The organism is Burkholderia sp. YIM B11467 (genome assembly GCF_052952715.1).
In genome coordinates this window covers 1-18,380 of sequence record NZ_JBQVSQ010000020.1, presented here as the reverse complement: position 1 = coordinate 18,380, position 18,380 = coordinate 1, and the positions used below count along the sequence as shown (strand labels likewise).

Annotated in this window: 17 protein-coding genes and 2 pseudogenes; 3 read left to right on the top strand and 16 right to left on the bottom strand. The window is 66.9% G+C overall.

The genetic code is table 11. From position 1 onward, the window contains the following. Positions 1-57: 57 nt before the first annotated feature. Positions 58-2,022 carry a PhoX family protein gene (locus ACTRWB_RS36800; protein ID WP_193097965.1) on the top strand — a complete coding sequence of 655 codons (1,965 nt, stop codon included), beginning with the start codon at positions 58-60 and terminating at the stop codon, positions 2,020-2,022. A 172-nt stretch (positions 2,023-2,194) separates the two neighbouring features. Here the strand turns inward: ACTRWB_RS36800 and ACTRWB_RS36795 are convergent, their stop codons facing one another. The 13 genes and pseudogenes from ACTRWB_RS36795 to ACTRWB_RS36735 form a co-directional block, all read right to left on the bottom strand. Next, positions 2,195-2,818 carry a type II secretion system protein gene (locus ACTRWB_RS36795; RefSeq protein ID WP_446904796.1) on the bottom strand — a complete coding sequence of 208 codons (624 nt, stop codon included), beginning with the start codon at positions 2,816-2,818 and terminating at the stop codon, positions 2,195-2,197. Then, positions 2,815-3,204, bottom strand: coding sequence for a type II secretion system protein (locus ACTRWB_RS36790; RefSeq protein WP_446904795.1), 390 nt, complete (start codon positions 3,202-3,204; stop codon positions 2,815-2,817). The genes ACTRWB_RS36795 and ACTRWB_RS36790 overlap by 4 nt, the downstream gene beginning before the upstream one ends. A 9-nt stretch (positions 3,205-3,213) precedes the next feature. Beyond that, positions 3,214-3,771 (bottom strand): type II secretion system protein, encoded by a 558-nt coding sequence (locus ACTRWB_RS36785; protein ID WP_419686803.1) that lies wholly within the window; start codon positions 3,769-3,771, stop codon positions 3,214-3,216. A 3-nt stretch (positions 3,772-3,774) separates the two neighbouring features. Further along, positions 3,775-6,063 (bottom strand): secretin N-terminal domain-containing protein, encoded by a 2,289-nt coding sequence (locus tag ACTRWB_RS36780; protein WP_446904794.1) that lies wholly within the window; start codon positions 6,061-6,063, stop codon positions 3,775-3,777. Continuing rightward, positions 6,064-6,678: a hypothetical protein gene (locus ACTRWB_RS36775; protein ID WP_446904793.1), complete on the bottom strand. Its 615-nt coding sequence runs from the start codon at positions 6,676-6,678 to the stop codon at positions 6,064-6,066. Beyond that, complete coding sequence (locus ACTRWB_RS36770) at positions 6,675-7,241, bottom strand: hypothetical protein (protein ID WP_419686797.1); 567 nt, start codon at positions 7,239-7,241, stop codon at positions 6,675-6,677. Before ACTRWB_RS36770 ends, ACTRWB_RS36775 begins: the two co-directional genes overlap by 4 nt. Then, complete coding sequence (locus ACTRWB_RS36765; protein WP_412022167.1) at positions 7,238-7,768, bottom strand: hypothetical protein; 531 nt, start codon at positions 7,766-7,768, stop codon at positions 7,238-7,240. The genes ACTRWB_RS36770 and ACTRWB_RS36765 overlap by 4 nt, the downstream gene beginning before the upstream one ends. Then, complete coding sequence (locus tag ACTRWB_RS36760; protein WP_446904792.1) at positions 7,765-8,646, bottom strand: hypothetical protein; 882 nt, start codon at positions 8,644-8,646, stop codon at positions 7,765-7,767. Before ACTRWB_RS36760 ends, ACTRWB_RS36765 begins: the two co-directional genes overlap by 4 nt. After that, entirely contained in the window at positions 8,627-10,348 is a 1,722-nt protein-coding gene (locus ACTRWB_RS36755; protein WP_412022169.1) for a GspE/PulE family protein, read from the bottom strand. Before ACTRWB_RS36755 ends, ACTRWB_RS36760 begins: the two co-directional genes overlap by 20 nt. An 18-nt stretch (positions 10,349-10,366) precedes the next feature. Beyond that, on the bottom strand, positions 10,367-11,569 hold the full coding sequence (locus ACTRWB_RS36750; RefSeq protein ID WP_446904791.1) for a type II secretion system F family protein: 1,203 nt from the start codon (positions 11,567-11,569) through the stop codon (positions 10,367-10,369). Between the two features lie 55 nt (positions 11,570-11,624). Beyond that, positions 11,625-12,074 (bottom strand): type II secretion system major pseudopilin GspG, encoded by a 450-nt coding sequence (gene gspG / locus ACTRWB_RS36745; RefSeq protein ID WP_048251278.1) that lies wholly within the window; start codon positions 12,072-12,074, stop codon positions 11,625-11,627. Positions 12,075-12,256: 182 nt separating this feature from the next. After that, positions 12,257-12,931: a response regulator gene (locus ACTRWB_RS36740; protein ID WP_412022171.1), complete on the bottom strand. Its 675-nt coding sequence runs from the start codon at positions 12,929-12,931 to the stop codon at positions 12,257-12,259. Positions 12,932-13,133: 202 nt separating this feature from the next. After that, positions 13,134-13,697 (bottom strand): annotated as a pseudogene (locus tag ACTRWB_RS36735) (SCO family protein); the annotation flags it as partial. Between the two features lie 481 nt (positions 13,698-14,178). Here ACTRWB_RS36735 and ACTRWB_RS36730 point away from each other — a divergent pair. Continuing rightward, positions 14,179-15,459 (top strand): histidine kinase, encoded by a 1,281-nt coding sequence (locus tag ACTRWB_RS36730; protein WP_446904790.1) that lies wholly within the window; start codon positions 14,179-14,181, stop codon positions 15,457-15,459. Between the two features lie 63 nt (positions 15,460-15,522). On the opposite strand, the gene ACTRWB_RS36725 is transcribed toward ACTRWB_RS36730, so the two are convergent. After that, the gene (locus tag ACTRWB_RS36725; protein WP_412023410.1) at positions 15,523-16,308 is read right to left on the bottom strand and encodes a response regulator; all 786 of its coding nucleotides are present in this window, start codon (positions 16,306-16,308) and stop codon (positions 15,523-15,525) included. Between the two features lie 540 nt (positions 16,309-16,848). Between ACTRWB_RS36725 and ACTRWB_RS36720 the strand changes: the two genes are divergently transcribed. Further along, a complete protein-coding gene (locus ACTRWB_RS36720; protein ID WP_412022173.1) occupies positions 16,849-17,478 on the top strand; it encodes a lytic transglycosylase domain-containing protein in 630 nt (209 codons plus the stop codon). Between the two features lie 134 nt (positions 17,479-17,612). On the opposite strand, the gene ACTRWB_RS36715 is transcribed toward ACTRWB_RS36720, so the two are convergent. After that, positions 17,613-18,122, bottom strand: coding sequence for a DUF1269 domain-containing protein (locus ACTRWB_RS36715; RefSeq protein ID WP_412022174.1), 510 nt, complete (start codon positions 18,120-18,122; stop codon positions 17,613-17,615). A 135-nt stretch (positions 18,123-18,257) separates the two neighbouring features. Continuing rightward, positions 18,258-18,380, bottom strand: a pseudogene (locus ACTRWB_RS36710) (c-type cytochrome biogenesis protein CcsB); the annotation flags it as partial.

Here is an 18,380-nt window from a genome sequence, read left to right as displayed (position 1 = left end):
GTCGCCTGCTTCCGTTTCGCGAAGGCCATTCTTCCAACAACTGAAACTGGACTCCACATGCCCGCGTTGCCCAATGCTGCCCGTCGTCAGGCCCTGAAGATTCTCGCCGGCGCGCCGATGCTGCCTCTTTCCGGCCTCGCGCTGCCGGCCCTGCTGACGGGTTGCGGCGGCGACGACAATCCGGCGTCGACGCCGGCCCCGGTCGCCGCCGCGTATACGTCGGCGACGTTCTCGGCGATGGCAGCACCCACGCTCGACAACGCGGCCGCGATGGCCACGACGACGGTCGGCTCGACGCTGTCGGTGTCGTTCTCGGACGGCTCGGCGCGCAACTTCAAGCTCGCGTACCGGCCGTTCTTCGTGACGGGCGACATGGTGCCGGACGGCAAGGGCGGCACGACGCTCGCGGGCGGCTACTACGACATCAACAACCAGCCGATCATCGACCGTTCGGTGGCCGGCAAGGAGCGCCAGTTCTATTCCGACTGCCCGGACGGCAGCTCGCTGCTCACGCTGAAGAACGCGAACGTGCCCGGCGTGAAGGGCAACACGGTGTTCGCGGTCGTGCAGTTCGAATACACGACGCGTGACCAGGCCAGCGCATCGCAGTACGGCCAGCTGCCGTCGCCGATCGCGGTGCTCACGCTCGACCAGGATCCGGCCAACGGCGCGCTGAAGGTCGTCAAGTACCACAACGTCGACACGTCGAAGGCGCACGGCCTGTGGATCACCTGCGGCGCGAGCCTGTCGCCGTGGGGCACGCACCTGTCGAGCGAGGAATACGAGCCGGACGCGACCAAGGTCGCGACCGACGCGCAGTTCAAGGCGTTCAGCAAGAACACGTTCGGCGACGAGACGAAGGCGAACCCCTACCACTACGGCCACCTGCCCGAGATCACCGTGAACGCGGACGGCACGGGCACCGTGAAGAAGCACTACTGCCTCGGCCGCATCTCGCACGAGCTGATCCAGGTGATGCCGGACCAGCGCACCGTGATGATGGGTGACGACGCAACCAACGGCGGCCTGTTCATGTTCGTCGCCGACAAGGCGGCCGACCTGTCGGCCGGCACGCTGTACGTCGCGAAGTGGACGCAGACGTCGTCGGCCGGCGCGGGCACCGCGACGCTCACGTGGATCAAGATCGGCCACGCGACCAGCAGCGAGATCGAAGCGCTCGCGAATACGCTGAAGGCGTCGGACATCATGGACCTGACGACCACCGATCCGAACGATGCGAGCTACGCGAAGATCCACTTCGGCGGCAAGTTCAACTGGATGCGCGTGAAGCCGGGGATGGAAAAGGCGGCCGCATTCCTCGAGACGCACCGCTACGCGGCGCTGCTCGGCGGCAGCATGGCCTTCACGAAGCTCGAAGGCACGACCGTGAACGCGAAGGACAAGATCGTCTATACGGCGATGTCGCGGATCGAGACGTCGATGGTCAAGGGCAACGCGGTGTCGCGCGACGTCGCGGTCGACAAGAAGATCGCCGCGGGCGCCGTCTACGCGCTGAACCTGAAGGGCAGCCAGCGCGACACGACGGGCAGCGCGATCGACAGCGAATGGGTGCCGGTCGACATGGGCGCGCCGGCCGCGCTCGTCGGCGAGGATCTCGCCGCGGCCGACGGGCTCGGCAACCTCGCGAACCCGGACAGGATCGCGAACCCCGACAACCTGAAGTTCTCCGAAAAGCTGCGCACGCTCTTCATCGGCGAGGACTCGGGCATGCACGTGAACAACTTCCTGTGGGCCTACAACGTCGACACGAAGTCGCTCGTGCGCGTGCTGTCGTGCCCGGCCGGCGCCGAATCGACGGGCCTGCACGCGGTCGACGAGATCAACGGCTGGACGTACATCATGAGCAACTTCCAGCACGCGGGCGACTGGGAGTCGCCGCTGCACGACAAGGTCAAGCCGACGCTCGATCCGCTCGTGCGCGCGAACTTCAAGGATCGCTTCGGCGCAAGTGTCGGCTACCTGACGGCCGAGCAGACCAGCATCAAGCTCGCGAAGGCCTGACCGACTCGCGCGAGGGGGGCTTGCTCCCCTGGCCGGGCGTCCCTAACCGGGCGTCCCTTTCTTCATCACCGTTCATTCGTCGGCGCTCCACGCCGGTTTGTGCGCGATGCCCAATGCGGGCATCGCGCCTTTTTTTGCGCGCACGCCGGCGCGCGCGGCGACCGGTCGACCGTCAACGCAGGCCGGACGGCGACTGCCCCGGCAGGTAGCCGCCCGCGAACCCGGACAGGCTCGGGAAGCTCGCCGCCTGGGCAGGCACGGCCGCGGACGCGGACACCGGGGCCGCGTCGCTGGCCGGCAGGGTGAGGCCGGGCGCGAGGTACAGAAACTTCCACTTGCGGTAAGTCTCCTCGCCCTCGAAGTCCATGTATCGCAGCGGAAATCCCGCCCGCTTGACCGTCGCCTGATCCGAGTTGCTGTAGACGCCATAGAAGCGATCGTCCCGCCACAGGAACGCCCAGTCGTTCTGTCCGGTAATCGGATCCGGATAGGCACGGCGCAGATGATGCGCCGGCTTGACGAACCGGTTGTCGTCCAGCAGGTCGTCGACCGTTTGCGGGTACACGCGCGCCAGACGGTAGTAGCGGACGATCGCCTTCCGGTACTGATCCCCGACGAACAGCAGTTGCCGCTCGTCCTCGCGGCGCCGTTGCAGCGACCAGACATCCAGCGCCCCTGCCAGTGCGATCGACATAAGCATCAGCGCGATCAGCAGCGCCAGCAGCACGAGTCCGCGCTGACGCGCGGCACGCGGGCAGCCGCGCATCGCGCGCGCCGTCCGGCCGGCCCGGCTCATTTCGCCGCTCCGGCCGCGCTCGGCGGCACACCCTGCGGGCCGCTCGCGGGCACCACGTCGTAGACGCCCGGCTTCGACTCGTCCGGCGACGCGACCGCTGCCCATTTGTCGTCGCCATTCACCGGATCGAGCGGGACCGAACGCAGATAGTGCTTCGCGACCAGTTCGTCGAGCGTGTCCGGGTACTGGCCGTTGTCGCCGTAGTATTGGTCGATCGCACTGCGCATCACGGCGATGTTCTGCTGCCGGACCTGTTCCTTCCCGCGCTCGATGCTGTGCATGTAGCGCGGCACGGCCAACGTCAGAAGCAGGCCGATGATGGCCATAACGACCACGATCTCGATCAGCGTGAATCCGCGGGACCTGCGCGTGCGAGCGTGTTTCATGTTGCACCGTCACCATTGTTTGTACGGGATGCCGTTGATGCCGACGACCGCGGATTTCGACGTCACGTCGAACACGTCCTTGCCGGCCTCGGCGCTCCCGGATGCGTCGCCAGCCGGCGGACCGCCGGCCGCCGGATCCAGCGGTGTGCCATAGGCGCGCACGTCCCAGGTCTCCTCGGCGGGCGTGTCGGGATCGCCCGCGAAGAACGGATCGCGCGGCACCCGACGCAGGAACATCAGCAGGCCGCCCTTCGGATCCCGGGCGTTCTTCACGCCGGTCACCAGCACGGCCAGCGACGGCGGATAGCCGGACGCTTCCGCTTCCTTTTCGATCTGCCCTGCATCGCTTGCGTCCTTGTACGCGTCGAGCGCGGTGCGGATCTCCCGCAACGCGACGCTCAGCTCGTGCTCCTTCTGGCGCTGCACGACCAGCTCGGAAAATGGCATGACCGCGAGCGCGAGTATCGCCACGAGCGCGAGCGTGATCACCATCTCGATCAGCGTGAAGCCGCGCTGCCCGGGACGGCCGGTGCAGCCGCTGCGCGTCGTGCCGGTCCGGGTAGCCACGGTTCAATTCCCGTTCTGAATCGGGTGAAGCGGGTTATCGCTCGGGATATCGCCCGCCGGCATCTGCAGCGTCGGAGGCGGCGTCGCTGGCGCGGCCGGTGCAGCCGGCGCGGCAGCCTGCACAGCCGGCGACGCCACCGGCGTCACGGTCGTGCCCGGGGCCGGCGCGACTTCGTTGCCCACCGGCCCGGCCGCCTGCGCGTCACCATTCGCGGGTGCCGCGCCCGCCGCGGGCGCGGGCAGCGCGGGCTGCGGTCTCGAGAAACGCCCGCCGTACGGTTCGGGCGGCGGCGTCGTGCGAGGCGCGGCAGGCATCTGCCCGAACGCCCCGCTCTCCGGCGACGGCTGCGCCCGGATCGCCGCCGCCTCCAGCGGCGACGGCGCCCTGCCGCCCGTGGTGCCGCCGCCCACGCTGCCTGGCATCGGCTTCGTCGCGGGCGTCGCGGCCGTGGCCGCGGCATCTTCCGCGTTCAGCGCCACCGGATCGAGCCGCAACTGGTCGGCATGCACGTTGACGTCGGTGCCCGACCACACTTCCTGCGTGTCCGCATCCGCCGCGACCTGCGGCCGGACGATGTGCGGCGTGATCTGCAGCACGATCTCGGTCTTCTTGTGATCGCCTTCATGATCCGAGAACAGGCGGCCGAGCAACGGCATCTGCCCGAGCCCCGGCACCTTGTTCGCGTTGCGGCGGTCCTCGTCCGAGATCAGCCCGCCCATGATCTGGGTTTCGCCGTCCCGCAGGCGCAGGCTCGTCGACGCGCTGCGCGTGCCGATCTGGTACGCGAGCGAGTTCAGCCCTTGCGAATTGCTGCTCTGGATCGTATTGGTGATGTTGCTGACCTCGAGATTCAGCTTGATGCCGACGTCGCCGTCGCGATAGACCTGCGGCTCCACCTCGAGCTTGATGCCGACATCCAGGTACTGGATCATCTGCGTGAACGACGGACCGCTCGTGCTCGGCGTGCTCGAGCTCGAGATCACCGGCACCTTGTCGCCGATCATGATGCGCGCCTTCTCCTTGTTGCGCGTGCGGATGCGCGGGCTCGCGAGCAGGTTCGCATCGGTGTCCGTGAGCTTGAAGTCCGCGGTGGCGGACAGGCCGCTGACATTCAGCGCATTGACCGGCAGATGATGCAGCGCGCCCCAGGTGCTCGCCGTGCTCGGCGTCGATACCGTGAACGAGTTGGGCCAGTTGATGCCGAGCTGCGACATCCGCTCGTGCGACACCTCCAGCACCTCGACCTCGAGCATCACCTCCGGCTCCGGCAGGTCCTGGGCCGCGATCATCTCGTCGGCGACCTTGATCATGTCCGGCGTGCCGCGGATCGTCACGGTGTTCGCGTGCTCGTCGATCACGGCCTCCTTCACCTTCAACAGGCTCTTGAGCAGCGACTGGACCTGCTTCGCGTCGACGTTCGACAGCTGGAACGTGCGCACCTTGAGCTCCTGGTATTCGAGCTCCTTCGCGGGCGTCGCCGGGTAGATGAACAGCGTGTTGGCATTCATCTGCTTCTTGTCGAGCTGGTTCTGCAACAGGATCATGTCGACCGTGTCCTGCAGCGACGCGTTCTGCACGAAGATCGTCGTCTTCAGGTCGGCGCGCACGTCGCGGTCGAAGATGACGTTCAGCCCCGACGTCCGCGACAATGCCTCGAACACCATCCGCACGTTCGCGTCGCGGAACTGCAGCGACACCGGCGTGCGCATGATCGACGAAGCGGCGAGCTTGTCGTCCCGTTCCGAGTGCTGCTGCCGGCGCTTGTCGTCGAGCTCCGATTGCATCCGCCCGGCCATCGCATTGCTCGGGTCCTCGACCAGCACGCGATGCACGCGTTCGGCCGCCTGCGCGTACGAGCCGCGCTTCATCATGCGGTCCGCTTCCTGCAGGATCGCCAGATGCTTGCGGTCCTGCTCGATCATCGTGCCGATCCTGCGGGCGCGCTCGCTCGACGGATCGAGCTGGGTCGCCATGTAGTCGGACCGGGCCGCATCGTCGAACTGGTTCTGCTTGCGGAACTGGTCGGCGTTATCGAGCAACTGGTTGACTTCGGCGTCGCGCGCGTGCAACGCGTCGATCCTCACCTGCGCGTTGGTCGGATCGTCCTGGACGTTCGGCACATGCGCGCAGCCGCCGCACGCGAGCAGCGCCACGGCGATCGCCAGCGCGCGTTTCGTCGCGATCCGGCTCGCCGGCGCGTGCCGGAAATCGAACGGCGTGAAGGGCGAAAGGCATGTCGATGGGCCGCTGTCCCCAGCGCGGCGCGCACCCCGTGTGCATGAGGTTTTCATCTACTTTTCCCTTGGAATGGCCACCACCTGCACCTGGTTCAGCGGCAGATAGGTCAGCACCACGTTCGACTCCGAAACCGACTCGACGCGATACTGGCCATCGATCACGTCACCTGGCGAAACGATCAGCAACTGATCGCCGTTGCTGAGAAACACATGCGGCTTCGCCGCCTTGGCGTCCTGCTCGCCGACATAGGTGAACGGGACCGGCGGCGCCGACGGTGGCGCCGGGCGCGTGTCGGGCAGCGTCGGCACGACGACGGGCGCCGGCGGCAGCCATGACGACGCGGTGAACGGGTCGTGCGCCGCTTCGATGGACACCGGCGCGCGCAACGCGGCGAGCTTCTCCTGCGGCGTCGCCGCTGCCGCGCCGGCCGACGCAGGTCGTGGCGCGGACACGGACACGGACACGGACGCGGGCACCGCGGCGTGCGCGGCGGTCCGCGCCGGCGGCGTATGCCCGCCGTCGCGATGCAGGCCGCCGAATGCCGGGACCGCTGCCGGCTGCTGCATCGCCGCGACCAGCACGCGATACCCGGCGCTGGCAACGAGGACACAGCACAGCGCCAGCGCGATGCGCCGGTGCGACGCGGGCTTCATGACGGCGGAAATCATGGCTGGGCGCTCCGGTAGATGAGCTCGAAGCGCACGCGCGCATCGAGGATGTTGCTGCCCACCGCGGGGCGCTCGACGTGGATTTCCTGCAGCGCCGCGTTCGGCACGTGATTGAGCACCGACGCGAGAAATTGCCGGATCGCACCGTACTGGTCCTTGACCGGCAGCAGCACCTGATAGCGCGCGAAGTGCGCGCCCGACTCGGTCGTCACCTGATACTCGGCCGAACCGAGCGTCAGATGGCTGTCGCGCGCCTGCGCGAAGATCGACGCGATGTCGTCCGCGCTTTGCGAGAACCGCGGGAACAGCTCGGGCAACGTGTCGAGCGCTACCGCGTCCGCCTGCGCGCCGCGCGCCGCGACCGGACGATGGCCGTGCGTCGCCCGCACGACCCCGGCCGGCGCCTGCATCGCGCGCGTATCGGCTTCCAGGCTGGCGATCGCCGCGACCGCGATGGCCGCCGCGCCGATCAGCAGCAGGCCGACGAGTCCCGGCAGACCGAAGGCGCGCCGCAACTCGAAACGCAGCGTGGCCAGGCGGTCCGTCAACCGGTCGGTTTTCATGACGTCCTCCAGACGGCCGTGATCTGGAAACGCACCGGCTTGCCCGGAACGTTGTCCTCGACGAGATGACCGTTGAGCACCGCTTCGCGCAGCACGACGCTCGTCTGCAGATACTTCAGGTACGCGATCATCGCGTCCGGATTCTTCGCTTCGGCAGTGATGCGGATCTGGCCTTGCGCCGGGTTCTGGTCGATGCCGATCAGCGCGACGTCATGGTCGGGATAGTCCTCGACGAGCGCGAACAGCGTCTGCCACGGCACGGTCAGTTCGCGCAGCACCGCCTGGCTCTGCTTTTCCGCGAGCTTCGCGGCCGCCGTCGGCGGCGGCTTCACGACGTGCCGCTGCGCGAGCGTCCGATGCTCGGCGGCCTCCGCGTTCGCCCGCGCGCGGTCGTTCTCCGCATAGGCATGCCACAGCCATGCGCCGCACGCGGCGCACAGCAGCACGGCGACGCCCAGCAGGATCACCCCGCTCGTCCCGGTGCGGGCACCGCGCCGGCAAAAGTCGATATCGAGCATCGGCATCATGGCGCGTACTCCATCAGCCGGCTCGCGGACGAGCCGGCGAGCGCCGGCCCTGGCAGCCGTACCGCGGCCGCGAATCGCGCATCGAACGGCGCGAAGTCCATGTCGATCCCGGTCAGATAGACCGGGCAGTCCTCGCACTTCAGGCCGGTCCGCGTTGCCGAACGTTCGAACAACTGCTCCGCGAGTTCGGCCAGCCGCGACGCGTCGTCGGACTCGCCGGGAAAGAGGCGTTGCGCATCGTAGGCGGCCCAGCCGCCCCGCTCGATCATGATCGCCTGCATCAACGCATCGGCGACGACAATCAGCAGCCCATCGGCGCCGGCTTTCACCGCGATGCGATTCAGCGTCTCCGGAAGACCCGATCTCAGGCTGCGGATGCGGACCCGGGCGGATGTCCCCGCGTCATGGATGCCGTCGTGCAGCGTGCGCGACAGCGCGCCGGCGAAAAGCGCGCGGCCGCCCTGCTGCACGCAGAAGCGCACGACCAGCGATGCACCGTCGATCCCGTATGTGTCGGAGAAATGGGCGAGCACGATTTCTTCAAGTTCGCGCATGCGCAACGCACGGAAGTCGCCGCGCAATATCGCGTGGTGGCACCAGAAATCGTCGAGCACGACGTGCGCGCCGCGCGCCTGCCCCTGCGTGGTGGCGGCATCGGCCGCGCCGCCGGGTAGCGTGCCGGTCGCGGCCAGCGCGGCGCGCAGCGCGTCGAGCACGCCCGTCTCGCTGCCGAACTGCGCGTCGGGAATCGCGACGCTGACCGGATCGGCGGCGAACGCGCGCTTGCGCGGTCGCCACAGTGCGGGCGAACGGACGCCGACGACGATCTCGCGCGTCCCGACGCCGATCGCAAGCGGGTTATTCAACCATCGTGACACGATTGATCTCCTCGAGCGTCGTTTCGCCGCGCCGCACCAGTTCGATTGCCGCCGATCGCAACGTCGTCATCCCGTGGCGCAGCGCCGCCGCCTTGATGTGCCCGAGCGGCGCGCGCTCCGACAGCAGTTGCCTCAGCTCGTCGTTCATGCGCAGCGCCTCCGCGATCGCACGCCGGCCGCGATAGCCGCTGCCGCGGCACATCGCGCACCCCGTGCCGCGCCGAAACAGGTAGCTGCCGGCCGAATCCGGGTCGATGCCCGAGCGGGCGAGCGCATCCGCGTCCACCGCGTCCTCGGCCAGGCAATCCGGGCAGCACTGGCGCAGCAGCCGCTGCGCGATCACGCCGTTGAGCGCGGAGACGAAGCTGTACGGATCGACCTCCATGTTCGTGAAGCGGCCGATCACGTCGAACACGTTGTTCGCGTGCACGGTCGTGAACACCTGGTGGCCGGTCAGCGCGGCCTGCACGGCGATCTGCGCGGTTTCCGGATCGCGGATCTCGCCGACCATGATCTTGTCCGGGTCGTGCCGCAGGATCGACCGCAGCCCGCGCGCGAAGGTCAGGCCCTTCGCCTCGTTGACCGGAATCTGCAGGATTTCGCCGAGCTGGTATTCGACCGGATCCTCGATCGTCACGATCTTCTCGAGACCGTTGTTGATCTCGGTGAGGATCGCGTAAAGCGTCGTGGTCTTGCCGCTGCCGGTCGGCCCCGTGACGAGCAGCATCCCGTACGGCATCGACGCAACCGAGCGCATGAAGCGCGTGTCGCCCGGCTGGAAGCCCAATGCCTCGAGCGTCAGGCCGCCCGCGGCCTGGGACAGCTGGTAGCGGTCGAGTATCCGCAACACCGCGTCCTCGCCGAACTGGTTCGGCATGATCGACACGCGGAAATCGATCTCACGCCCGGCGTACATCGCCTTGAAGCGCCCGTCCTGCGGAACGCGGCGCTCCGCGATATCGAGCTCGGAGATCACCTTCACGCGGGACAGGACCTGGTCGGCGACATCCCGGCCCTCGACGCGGCCCACCACGGTGAGCACGCCGTCGACACGGCACTTGATCATCAGGCCGTTCGCGCGGCATTCCAGGTGGATGTCGCTCGCGAGCATCTTGAGCGCGTCGTAGATCGTCGAATTGAGCAGGCGCACCACCGGACTGTCGTCGCTGCTGATGCCCTGCAGCGTCAGCGCGAGCGACGCCGGATCGGGCGCGTTCTGGATCGGATCGTCGAACGCGAGCGAGTCCATCGCGCGAATATCCTTCTCGCGCACGGTCAGATACGCGTTGAGATCCCCGGCGCTCGCAAGCGCCCAGCCGTACGGCACCGCCGGTCGCGCACGCATTCGGTGTTCGACCCAGCCGCGCGTACGTGCATCGAGCGGATCGGCGATCGCGAACAACCGCGCGTCGCCGCCGTCGGGATCGCGGAAGCACACGCACAGGCGCGCCGTCGCATCGACGAACGGCACCGTGTCGAAATCCGGCTCGAGGCGGCCCAGCTCGCGCATCCCGATCGGCTTCATCCGGAATTGCGCGGCGAGCTGCGCGCGCATCTCGTCCGCGCCGAGCGCCGTCTGCGCCATCAGCACTTCGAGTGCGCGAATGCCGGAGCCGTGCTGTCTGCCGAGCGCGCGCAGGACGTCGCGCAACGCGGGGCCCGCGTCGGGGAAGTCTTCCGGTGGGGGGGTGACGGTATCCACGCGTGTCTCCAGGGCAGCCTACTGAATGCTCGACGCGATCTCGAAGATCGGCAGGTACATCAGCACGACGATGCCGCCGATCACCACGCCGATCACGATCATCATCGCGGGCTCGATCAGTCGCGAGATCAGATCGATCGTGCGCGACACCTGTGCTTCCTGGAACGCGGCGATCCGGTCGAGCACGGGCCCGAGGCCGCCGGTTTTTTCGGCGACCGTCAGCAGGCGGTAGCCGATCGCGTTCGCGAGGCCGGCCTGCTGGAACGCATCGGAGATCCTCGCGCCATTGCGGACCTGCTGCAGCGCGCCCGCGAGCGCGGCCTGGTCCGCGCGGCCTACCAGGCCGCGCGCCAGATCGAATGCGCGAACGGCGGGAATGCCGCCGTCGACCAGCATCGCCGTCGTGCGATAGAACTGGGACTGGCGAAACACGCGGAAATGCTGCCCGATGCCGGGCAGCGCCAGCAGGCGATCGGCGATCCAGATCCTCAGCGCCGGCCGGCGCAGCGCAACGCCGGTTGCCACGGCCAGCACCGCAAACGCGGCCGCCAGCCCGGCGCCGTGCGCGTGCACCATGCCGCCCCACGCCATCAGCAGCCGCGACATCAGCGGCAGTTCGCGGCCGCTGTGTTCGAGGAGCGACGCGAACCGCGGCACCACGAAACCGAGCAGAAACAGCACGACGGCCGCGCCGACGAACAACAGCACCGTCGGATAGATCGCCGCCGACACCACACGCGCGCGCAGCTCGTGGAGCGTCGCGCTATTGCGCGAGTAACGGGTCAGGCTGTCGGCGAGGCCGCCGGTCTGCTCGCTCGCCTTCACGCACGCGATCAGCACCGGCGGGAAGATCGGGCTCGCGTGCTCGAGCGCCGCCGACAGCGACTGCCCCTCCTCCAGTTGCCGCAGCAGGTCGCGATACACCTGCGCGGACGCTTCGCGCCGCACGTTGCCGCCGAGCGTGCGCAATGCGTCGACGACGCCGACGCCCGCGTCGAGCAGCGCCGCGAGCTCGCGCGCGAACATCGCGACGTCGAACCGCGCGCCCGGCATTCCGAACCGGCGCGCGCCGCGCCGCTGCCGCCGCGCGTCGGTGCTCACCGACACGACCCGCAGGCCGCGCGAGCGCGCGAGCGCCGCCGCGGTCGCCAGCGAGTCGCTGTCGAGGCGAAGCGTCTGGACCGAGCCATTCGTATCGAAGACACGCAGCACGAACTTCACGTCGACTCTCCTTGCTGACTGCTCACGACAGGCACGGCCGCCGGGCCTCGCCGCCTTACCACGACGAGATCGTCACGTTCTCGCCGGTGCCGCCGCCGCGCCCATCCTTGCCGAGCGAATACAGGTCGTAGTCGCCGTGCTCGCCGGGCGAGCGATACTGGTACGGACGGTCCCACGGATCCACCGGAACAGCCTTCTGCAGATACGGGCCGCTCCACCGCGGCGCGCTCTGCGGCTTGTTGACGAGCGCATCCAGCCCTTCCTCGGTCGTCGGATAGAAACCGACGTCGAGCCGGTACTGATCGAGGGCCTGGCCGAGCGACACGATCTGCGCGCGGGCGATCTTCACGTTCGACTTGCCGACCTGTTCGAAATACCGTGGCGCGACGAGCCCCGCCAGCAACCCGATGATGACCATCACGACGAGCAGCTCGAGCAGCGTGAAGCCGCGGTTCGCACGGATGCGGCGAGCGAGCCCGCCGCCCTGCCGCTGCAGCCCCGGCATGCCGGGCCGGATCGAGGACAATTCGTCGCGCACGGCTTTCTCCCTGTATCGCCTGCCGCTTCAGCACCGCTGAAGCCGTTGATTGCATTCTTGTTCAGGGCGATACGCGTCAGAAGTAGGGAGGGCCGTCCATCGACATGGGTAGATCCCCCCCAGTTGCGCGATGGCGCGATGGAGGGTTTTCACACACGGTCGTCGTCGGTCAGCGCGAGCACGCCGATGTCGATCGCGAAGTGGACGAGGCCGGTCAGGTTCACGATGCCGAGCTTGCGCATCAGGTTCGCACGATGCTTTTCCACCGTTTTCGGGCTGAGCTGGAGGCACTCGCCGACCTGCCGGCTCGTGTGCCCCTCGACGACGAGACGCAGCACCGTGCGCTCGCGGGTCGTCAGCGCATTCCACAGGCGCGCCTTGTGAGCGCTCGTCTCGTGCAGCCCCTGCAGGCCGGCGCGGGCCCGATACGCGTCCAGGCTGATCACGCACTTGCCCTGCATCACGAAGCGCATCTCGCGGACCAGGTCGGCGAACGACGAATCCTTGACGACGTAGCCGTCCGCACCGGACGCGAACGCCTCCCTGACGTTGTCTTCGCTGCGATGGACGGTGAGGACGATGATCCGCGTACGCGGCGCATCGCGCTTGATCGCGGCAATCGCTTCGAAGCCGCTGCCGCCCGGCATCGACAGATCCATCAGGATCAGGTCGGGCAGCGTCTGCGCGGCGAGACAGCAGGCCTCGAACCCTCCGCTCGCCTCGCCGACAATGCAGTAGTCGTCCAGCTCGGACACCATGTGGCTGAGACCGAGCCGCAGCAGATGCTGATCCTCGACGATCAGCACGCGATGCTTCTTTTCCAATTTCGACGCTCCCTGACGGACGCGTTGCACCTAGTGCAGCGTACGGCGCTAATCGGCACTTATGCGCTGCGCCTTCGCGCCCGTGGCTGCGTGGCAAATCCTCGCGATGCCACTGGGCATCGCTGCGGTTTGCGCCTTGCCACGAGCACGACTCCGCTGGCACATAAGCACCGCTTAGTACCGCTTAGCACCGGCCACTACACTAGTTGGAAGCGACGACGTCGCGATAGGCCGCGAGCAGTTCGGTCGGCGTCGCGAAGCCGTCGATGCGCAGCCACGGCTGGCCGGGTGCGGCCCGCATGAACGTCACCGGCGTGTGAGCCATCTTGTCGCCGCGAAAGACGTTGAACGCGCGCTGCGCCGCGATGCTCGCCTCGACCGTGCCCGTGTAGTGCTGCCATTCGGGCCCGGCTTCGAAGTGCGCGGCATAGGCCTTGAGCCGCTCCGGCGTGTCCTGCTCCGGATCGATCGAGATCGACACGATGTGCACCTTGTCGCGGTCGGGGCCCAGCTCGCCCTGCAGCCGCTCGAGGGTCTGGCTGATCATCGGACAGATGGTCGTGCAGGTGGTGTAGATGAACGTCAGGATCACCGGCCTGCCGTCGTCCACTTCCTTGACCAGCGATACGGTCTTGCCGTCGTCTCGCACGAGGTCGACCGACGGCAGCGTGTATTGGGCCGTCGTGTGCATCGTGCCCGGCATCACGACGTGATGCATGTGCATGCCGGCTGCTTCGGGTGCGGTCCCGGCGGTGGCTGGCTCCGCGTTTTCCGTGGCGGGTCCGGCGGCGTCCCCGGTACTGCTTTCCGCGGTTTTTCCGCGCGTGCTTTCGGTTGTGCTTTCATCAGCTTGCTTGACCGCGCTCCCGGCGGCGCCCTGCGCGTCGTGCTCCATGACGTGCCCGACGGCGTCCGGCATCGCGTGGTCGTCGGGGCTCGCGGCAACATCCGGCATCGCAGGCATCGCATTTTCATCGACACTCGCGGCGGAATGCTCGCCAACGCGCTCGCTGACGTTCTCGCCCACGCCCTCGGCGACGCTATCGACGGGCGCGCACCACGCGGCGGTCGCGGCGATCGTGATACCCGCCACCACGAATGCCCCCATCGTCGATCTGGCAATCCGTTTCATACCGACCTCCCCTGACGATAAACAAGACAATGGCCGTTTCCGTGCCTCGTCAGCGCAGTGTCTTGAATTCGGTCCCGAGCGTCATGGGATGACGCCCCCCAAAGGCCGGTAGGGTATGTCCGCTTGCTGGATTACCCGCTGGCGGGTGCCGGGATGTCCCCATGCTCCAACCCCGCATTCCCCTTGTTGCGGCGTGCGTCGGTCGCGTCCTAGAATGGACGCAATCTTACGGTTTCCTGAAAACTGCGCATCGGGAGCTCCCATGATTGAACGCCAGCCAGCCAGGCCACAAATCAGGCTGCTCGATCTGATCGATGCGATGCGCAAGCTTCGCGGTGCGGTGCGCACGGGCGATCGCGGCGACGGTATCGTCACCGATGCACGCGGCGCCGCCCTTGCCATTCTCACGGCCGACGGAACCTTCGTCTCGGCGAATCGCAGCGCCGAGGCACTGTTCGGCTATTCGAGCGCCGAGCTCGTCGGCAAGCATCTGTCCGACATGGCGCTCGACGATGCCCACGGCGAATTGGCAGACGAATTATCCAGAGGCGCCACCCTTCCCTGTCATTCGTTCACGACGATGCTCAGCGGTCGAACCGGCCATCCCGCACAGTTCATGGTGCACCAGCAGGCGCTTCCCGCCACGACAACCAGCGAGCGCCTGTTGCTGACGCTGTTCGAGGAACCGCCGGCCCTCGAGCCCGAGCCGCACGATGCAGCCGCGGAGCACTACGCGGGCGCGCCTGCCCGCCACGCCTATCTGCTGATGGGCCAGCAGAAGGAGCGCTACCGGCTTGCCGCGGAATTGCACGATGGGCTCGGTCAGGCGTTGACGCTCATCAAGCTGATGAATGAAGACGCGCTGATGCGCATTCGTCGCGGCGAAATCGACGAGGCGGCGAATCTGCTCGATTCGACGGTGCTCCGGATCCGCGAAACGATCGGCGAAGTACGGCAGATATGCGGTGAATTGCGGCCGCCGATGCTCGACAAGCTCGGCCTGTCGGCGGCCCTCGCTTCGCTGTGCCGGCGCATCGAGCGTGACGTGAACACGCTGACGGTCGAGTTCGATTGCGATGTCGACGACGACGACATACCCGACCATCTGAAGGCGGACATGTTCAGGGTCGCGCAGGAGGCGCTCAACAACATCGTCAAGCATGCGGAGGCCACCAAGATCGCACTCGGCTTGCGCCACGACGCCGACGGCCTGCTGCTGACGATTCGCGACAACGGCATCGGCTACGAGCATCGCACGCTGACGACGGAAGACGCGCACACGGACGGGCTCGGCCTGATCGGCATGCAGCACCGCGTCGAGTCGCACGGCGGCACGTTCTCGATCCAGTCGTCGGCCGCCACGGGCACGCTCATCTCGGCGAGCTGGGCCTGCTGACGCGCGCGATCGCAGTCGGTCAAGCAGTCAACCCCGCCGTCAATCGCGCGGTTAATCCCGCAGTCAATCCTTCATGCCGCCGAGCGGATAATCGTCCAGTCTCGCATGCGCGCCGGCGTCTTCCGGGGCCCCGACGTCGTCGATCGAGTGAGTCGGCACGTCGTCCGCATCCGGCTCCGCGCACTTCGCCGCGAGCGAGGTCAACAAGCCCATGCTCATCGCGACCAGCACCAGTTCGGTCACGTTCGCGAGATGGAGCTTGTGCATCATGCTCGCCCGATACTTCTCGATCGTCTTCGGGCTCAGATTCAGGTATTGGCCGACCTGTCGGTTGGTGCGCCCTTCGGCAATCAGCTTCAGCACACTACGCTCGCGCGCGGTGAGGATGTCCCAGGCCTTTCTCGGCGCAGGCATTTCGCGGCCGGTCACAAACGAGTCGACCATGTAGCCATACACGTCCGCGCTCAGATGCTTCTTCCCCTGCCTGACCATGCGCATCGCGAGGAGCAATTCGTCGAACGAAACGTCCTTGAGCACGTAACCGTCGACCCCCGCCCGCAGCGCCTCCCGCACGTACTCCTCGCTCTGGTGAACCGTGAGCGCGATGATCCGGACCGTCGGCGTGCGCCGCTTGATCGTTGCGCTCGCATCGATGCCGTTCATCCCGCGCATCGACAGATCCATCAGGATCAGATCGGGAGCCAGCGCCAATGCCTGATGACACGCCTCCTTGCCGTCCCGTGCCTCGCCGACGACGTCATAGTCGCCTTGCGCGCACAGCATCGACCGCAGGCCATTTCTCAGCAGGTCATGGTCCTCTGCAATTACAACGCGACATTTGGTATTCACGACGATCCCCCGTTCCTCCATCCCTGCGCGGCGTGTCGCACCGACACATCCTGCGCAGTTCCGGAAACGCTCGCTGCGTGGTTTCCCCTGCCCGGATTGATGATTGAATTTCGCGACAACCAACAGCCATGCGTGTCGCTACAGCAAGGATCGCGCCATCGCGCCACCAGCCTGCGGCGGCGGCGATCCGGATTCCGCCTGTCCGCGGCGCACCCTCGCCGCCCTCCGGAAATGTTTCAGAACTGTATCGATTTCATGTTTTTCAGCGCGTCAGTGTGAATACCGATGGCGGGAATGTCACTCGCATTCCAACATGAATAAAAACATTCCCGCCGCGACTACGCCAAATCGAGAAGAAACCAACGCCGTGTAGTAAGGATTGTTAATCTTCTCCGGTTACCGCCCATTACCGGCCGTTACGGGAGTAACAACTTTGCACCGTTTTTTGCGGCCGCCGTTTTGGCCTCGAAGTGTAGGGAGGTGCCCCATTGCCGGTCCGATTCCCCGTCGCCGACAATCCAGGTGCAGGAGACCTGGAAGATGCACCGTCGACCTTTATCCGGATTGAGAATCGCGATCGCTGCCGCATGCGTGGCACTCGGCTCGGCGTGGACGTGCGCCGCGAACGCGCAGATATTCGGCACGGTGACCAGCAATGGTGCGATCATCCTCACCAACGAACTCGGCACGGCCGGCCTGAAGGTGATCGTCGCGAGCAACGCGCCCGCCCCACCCGACATGAAGCACGCCGCATCGAAGCTGGCCGGCGGCGCGCTGCCCTCGTTCGCCGACGTGATCGAGGAAGCGAGCCGCGCGTTTCGCGTACCACCCGAACTGTTGCGCGCGGTGATCGACGTCGAATCGGGATACAACCCGAAGGCGGTCTCGGACAAGGGCGCGCAAGGGCTCATGCAGTTGATGCCCGACACCGCGCGGCGTTTTTCGAGCGGAGACATGTTCAATCCGCGCGACAACGTGCTGGCCGGCGCGCGCTATCTGCGCTTCCTGCTCGACATGTTCAAGGACAACGTCGAACTCACGCTGGCCGCCTACAATGCCGGAGAAAATGCCGTGATTCGCGCCGGCTATCGCATTCCGTCGTCGCCGCAAACGCGCGTGTATGTCCCGCGCGTGCTCGCGCGCTACAAACGGCTCCTCGATTCGAGTTGAAGTTTCCGGCTGATGTTTCCGGCAATCCGCGCCGCGGCGCCGCAGTCCGTGCAGCGCAGACGAACGCGTTGCCGGATATCGCGCTGCCGCGATGCCCGGCAACATGTGCCGACCCACGCCGGCCGGCCGACGGTTCAGGGAAACGCGGGAACGGTCGGATCTTCGCCTTCGAGATGCGCGTCCGCGTGGTGAAGCGTGATCAGGTGCTCGATCTCGTGGACCCGGTCCTTCGGAACGTCGACGATCAACAGCAACTCGCCGCGCTCGATACCTTCCTCGAAACGCTTCAGGCGTGTACTCGGCACGTTGACGCCGATCATCGACGCCGCCCAGGCACCGAAGCCGGCGCCGGACAACGTGATCGTCACGAACGCGCCACCGGCGATCGGCAAGCCCGCGGGCGGGAACACCAGCGCGATCAGCCCCAGCAGCGCCCCGGTCGCGCAACCGACCATCGTGCCGCGTGCAAGCGACGGCAGCAAGTCGCTGCGCTGCGTCAGCGTGGCCTCCTGCAAACCATCGTGCACGACGCCGTGATTCGCGATGAAATGAATATGCCGCCACTCGATACGCAGCAACAGCAACTCGTCGACGATCGACAGCGCGCTTTGCGGCGTCGGCAACAGAAAATAAATGCGTCTCATGGTGACTCCCCCCATCTCACGTCAGGCATGCATTGGCCCCGCTGATGACATTCTTGTTCGGCGCGCACCCCGCTTGAAGTGGGAACACCCACCGAAACACATGGGTAGAAGGCGGTAGGACATCATGCGTGCGCATCAAAGTTTCCCGTAGCTGTGCAGCCCGGACAGGAACATGTTGACGCCGAGGAACGCGAACGTCGTCACGAGCAGGCCGGTGAGCGCCCACCACGCGGCAACCGCGCCGCGCAGGCCCTTCAT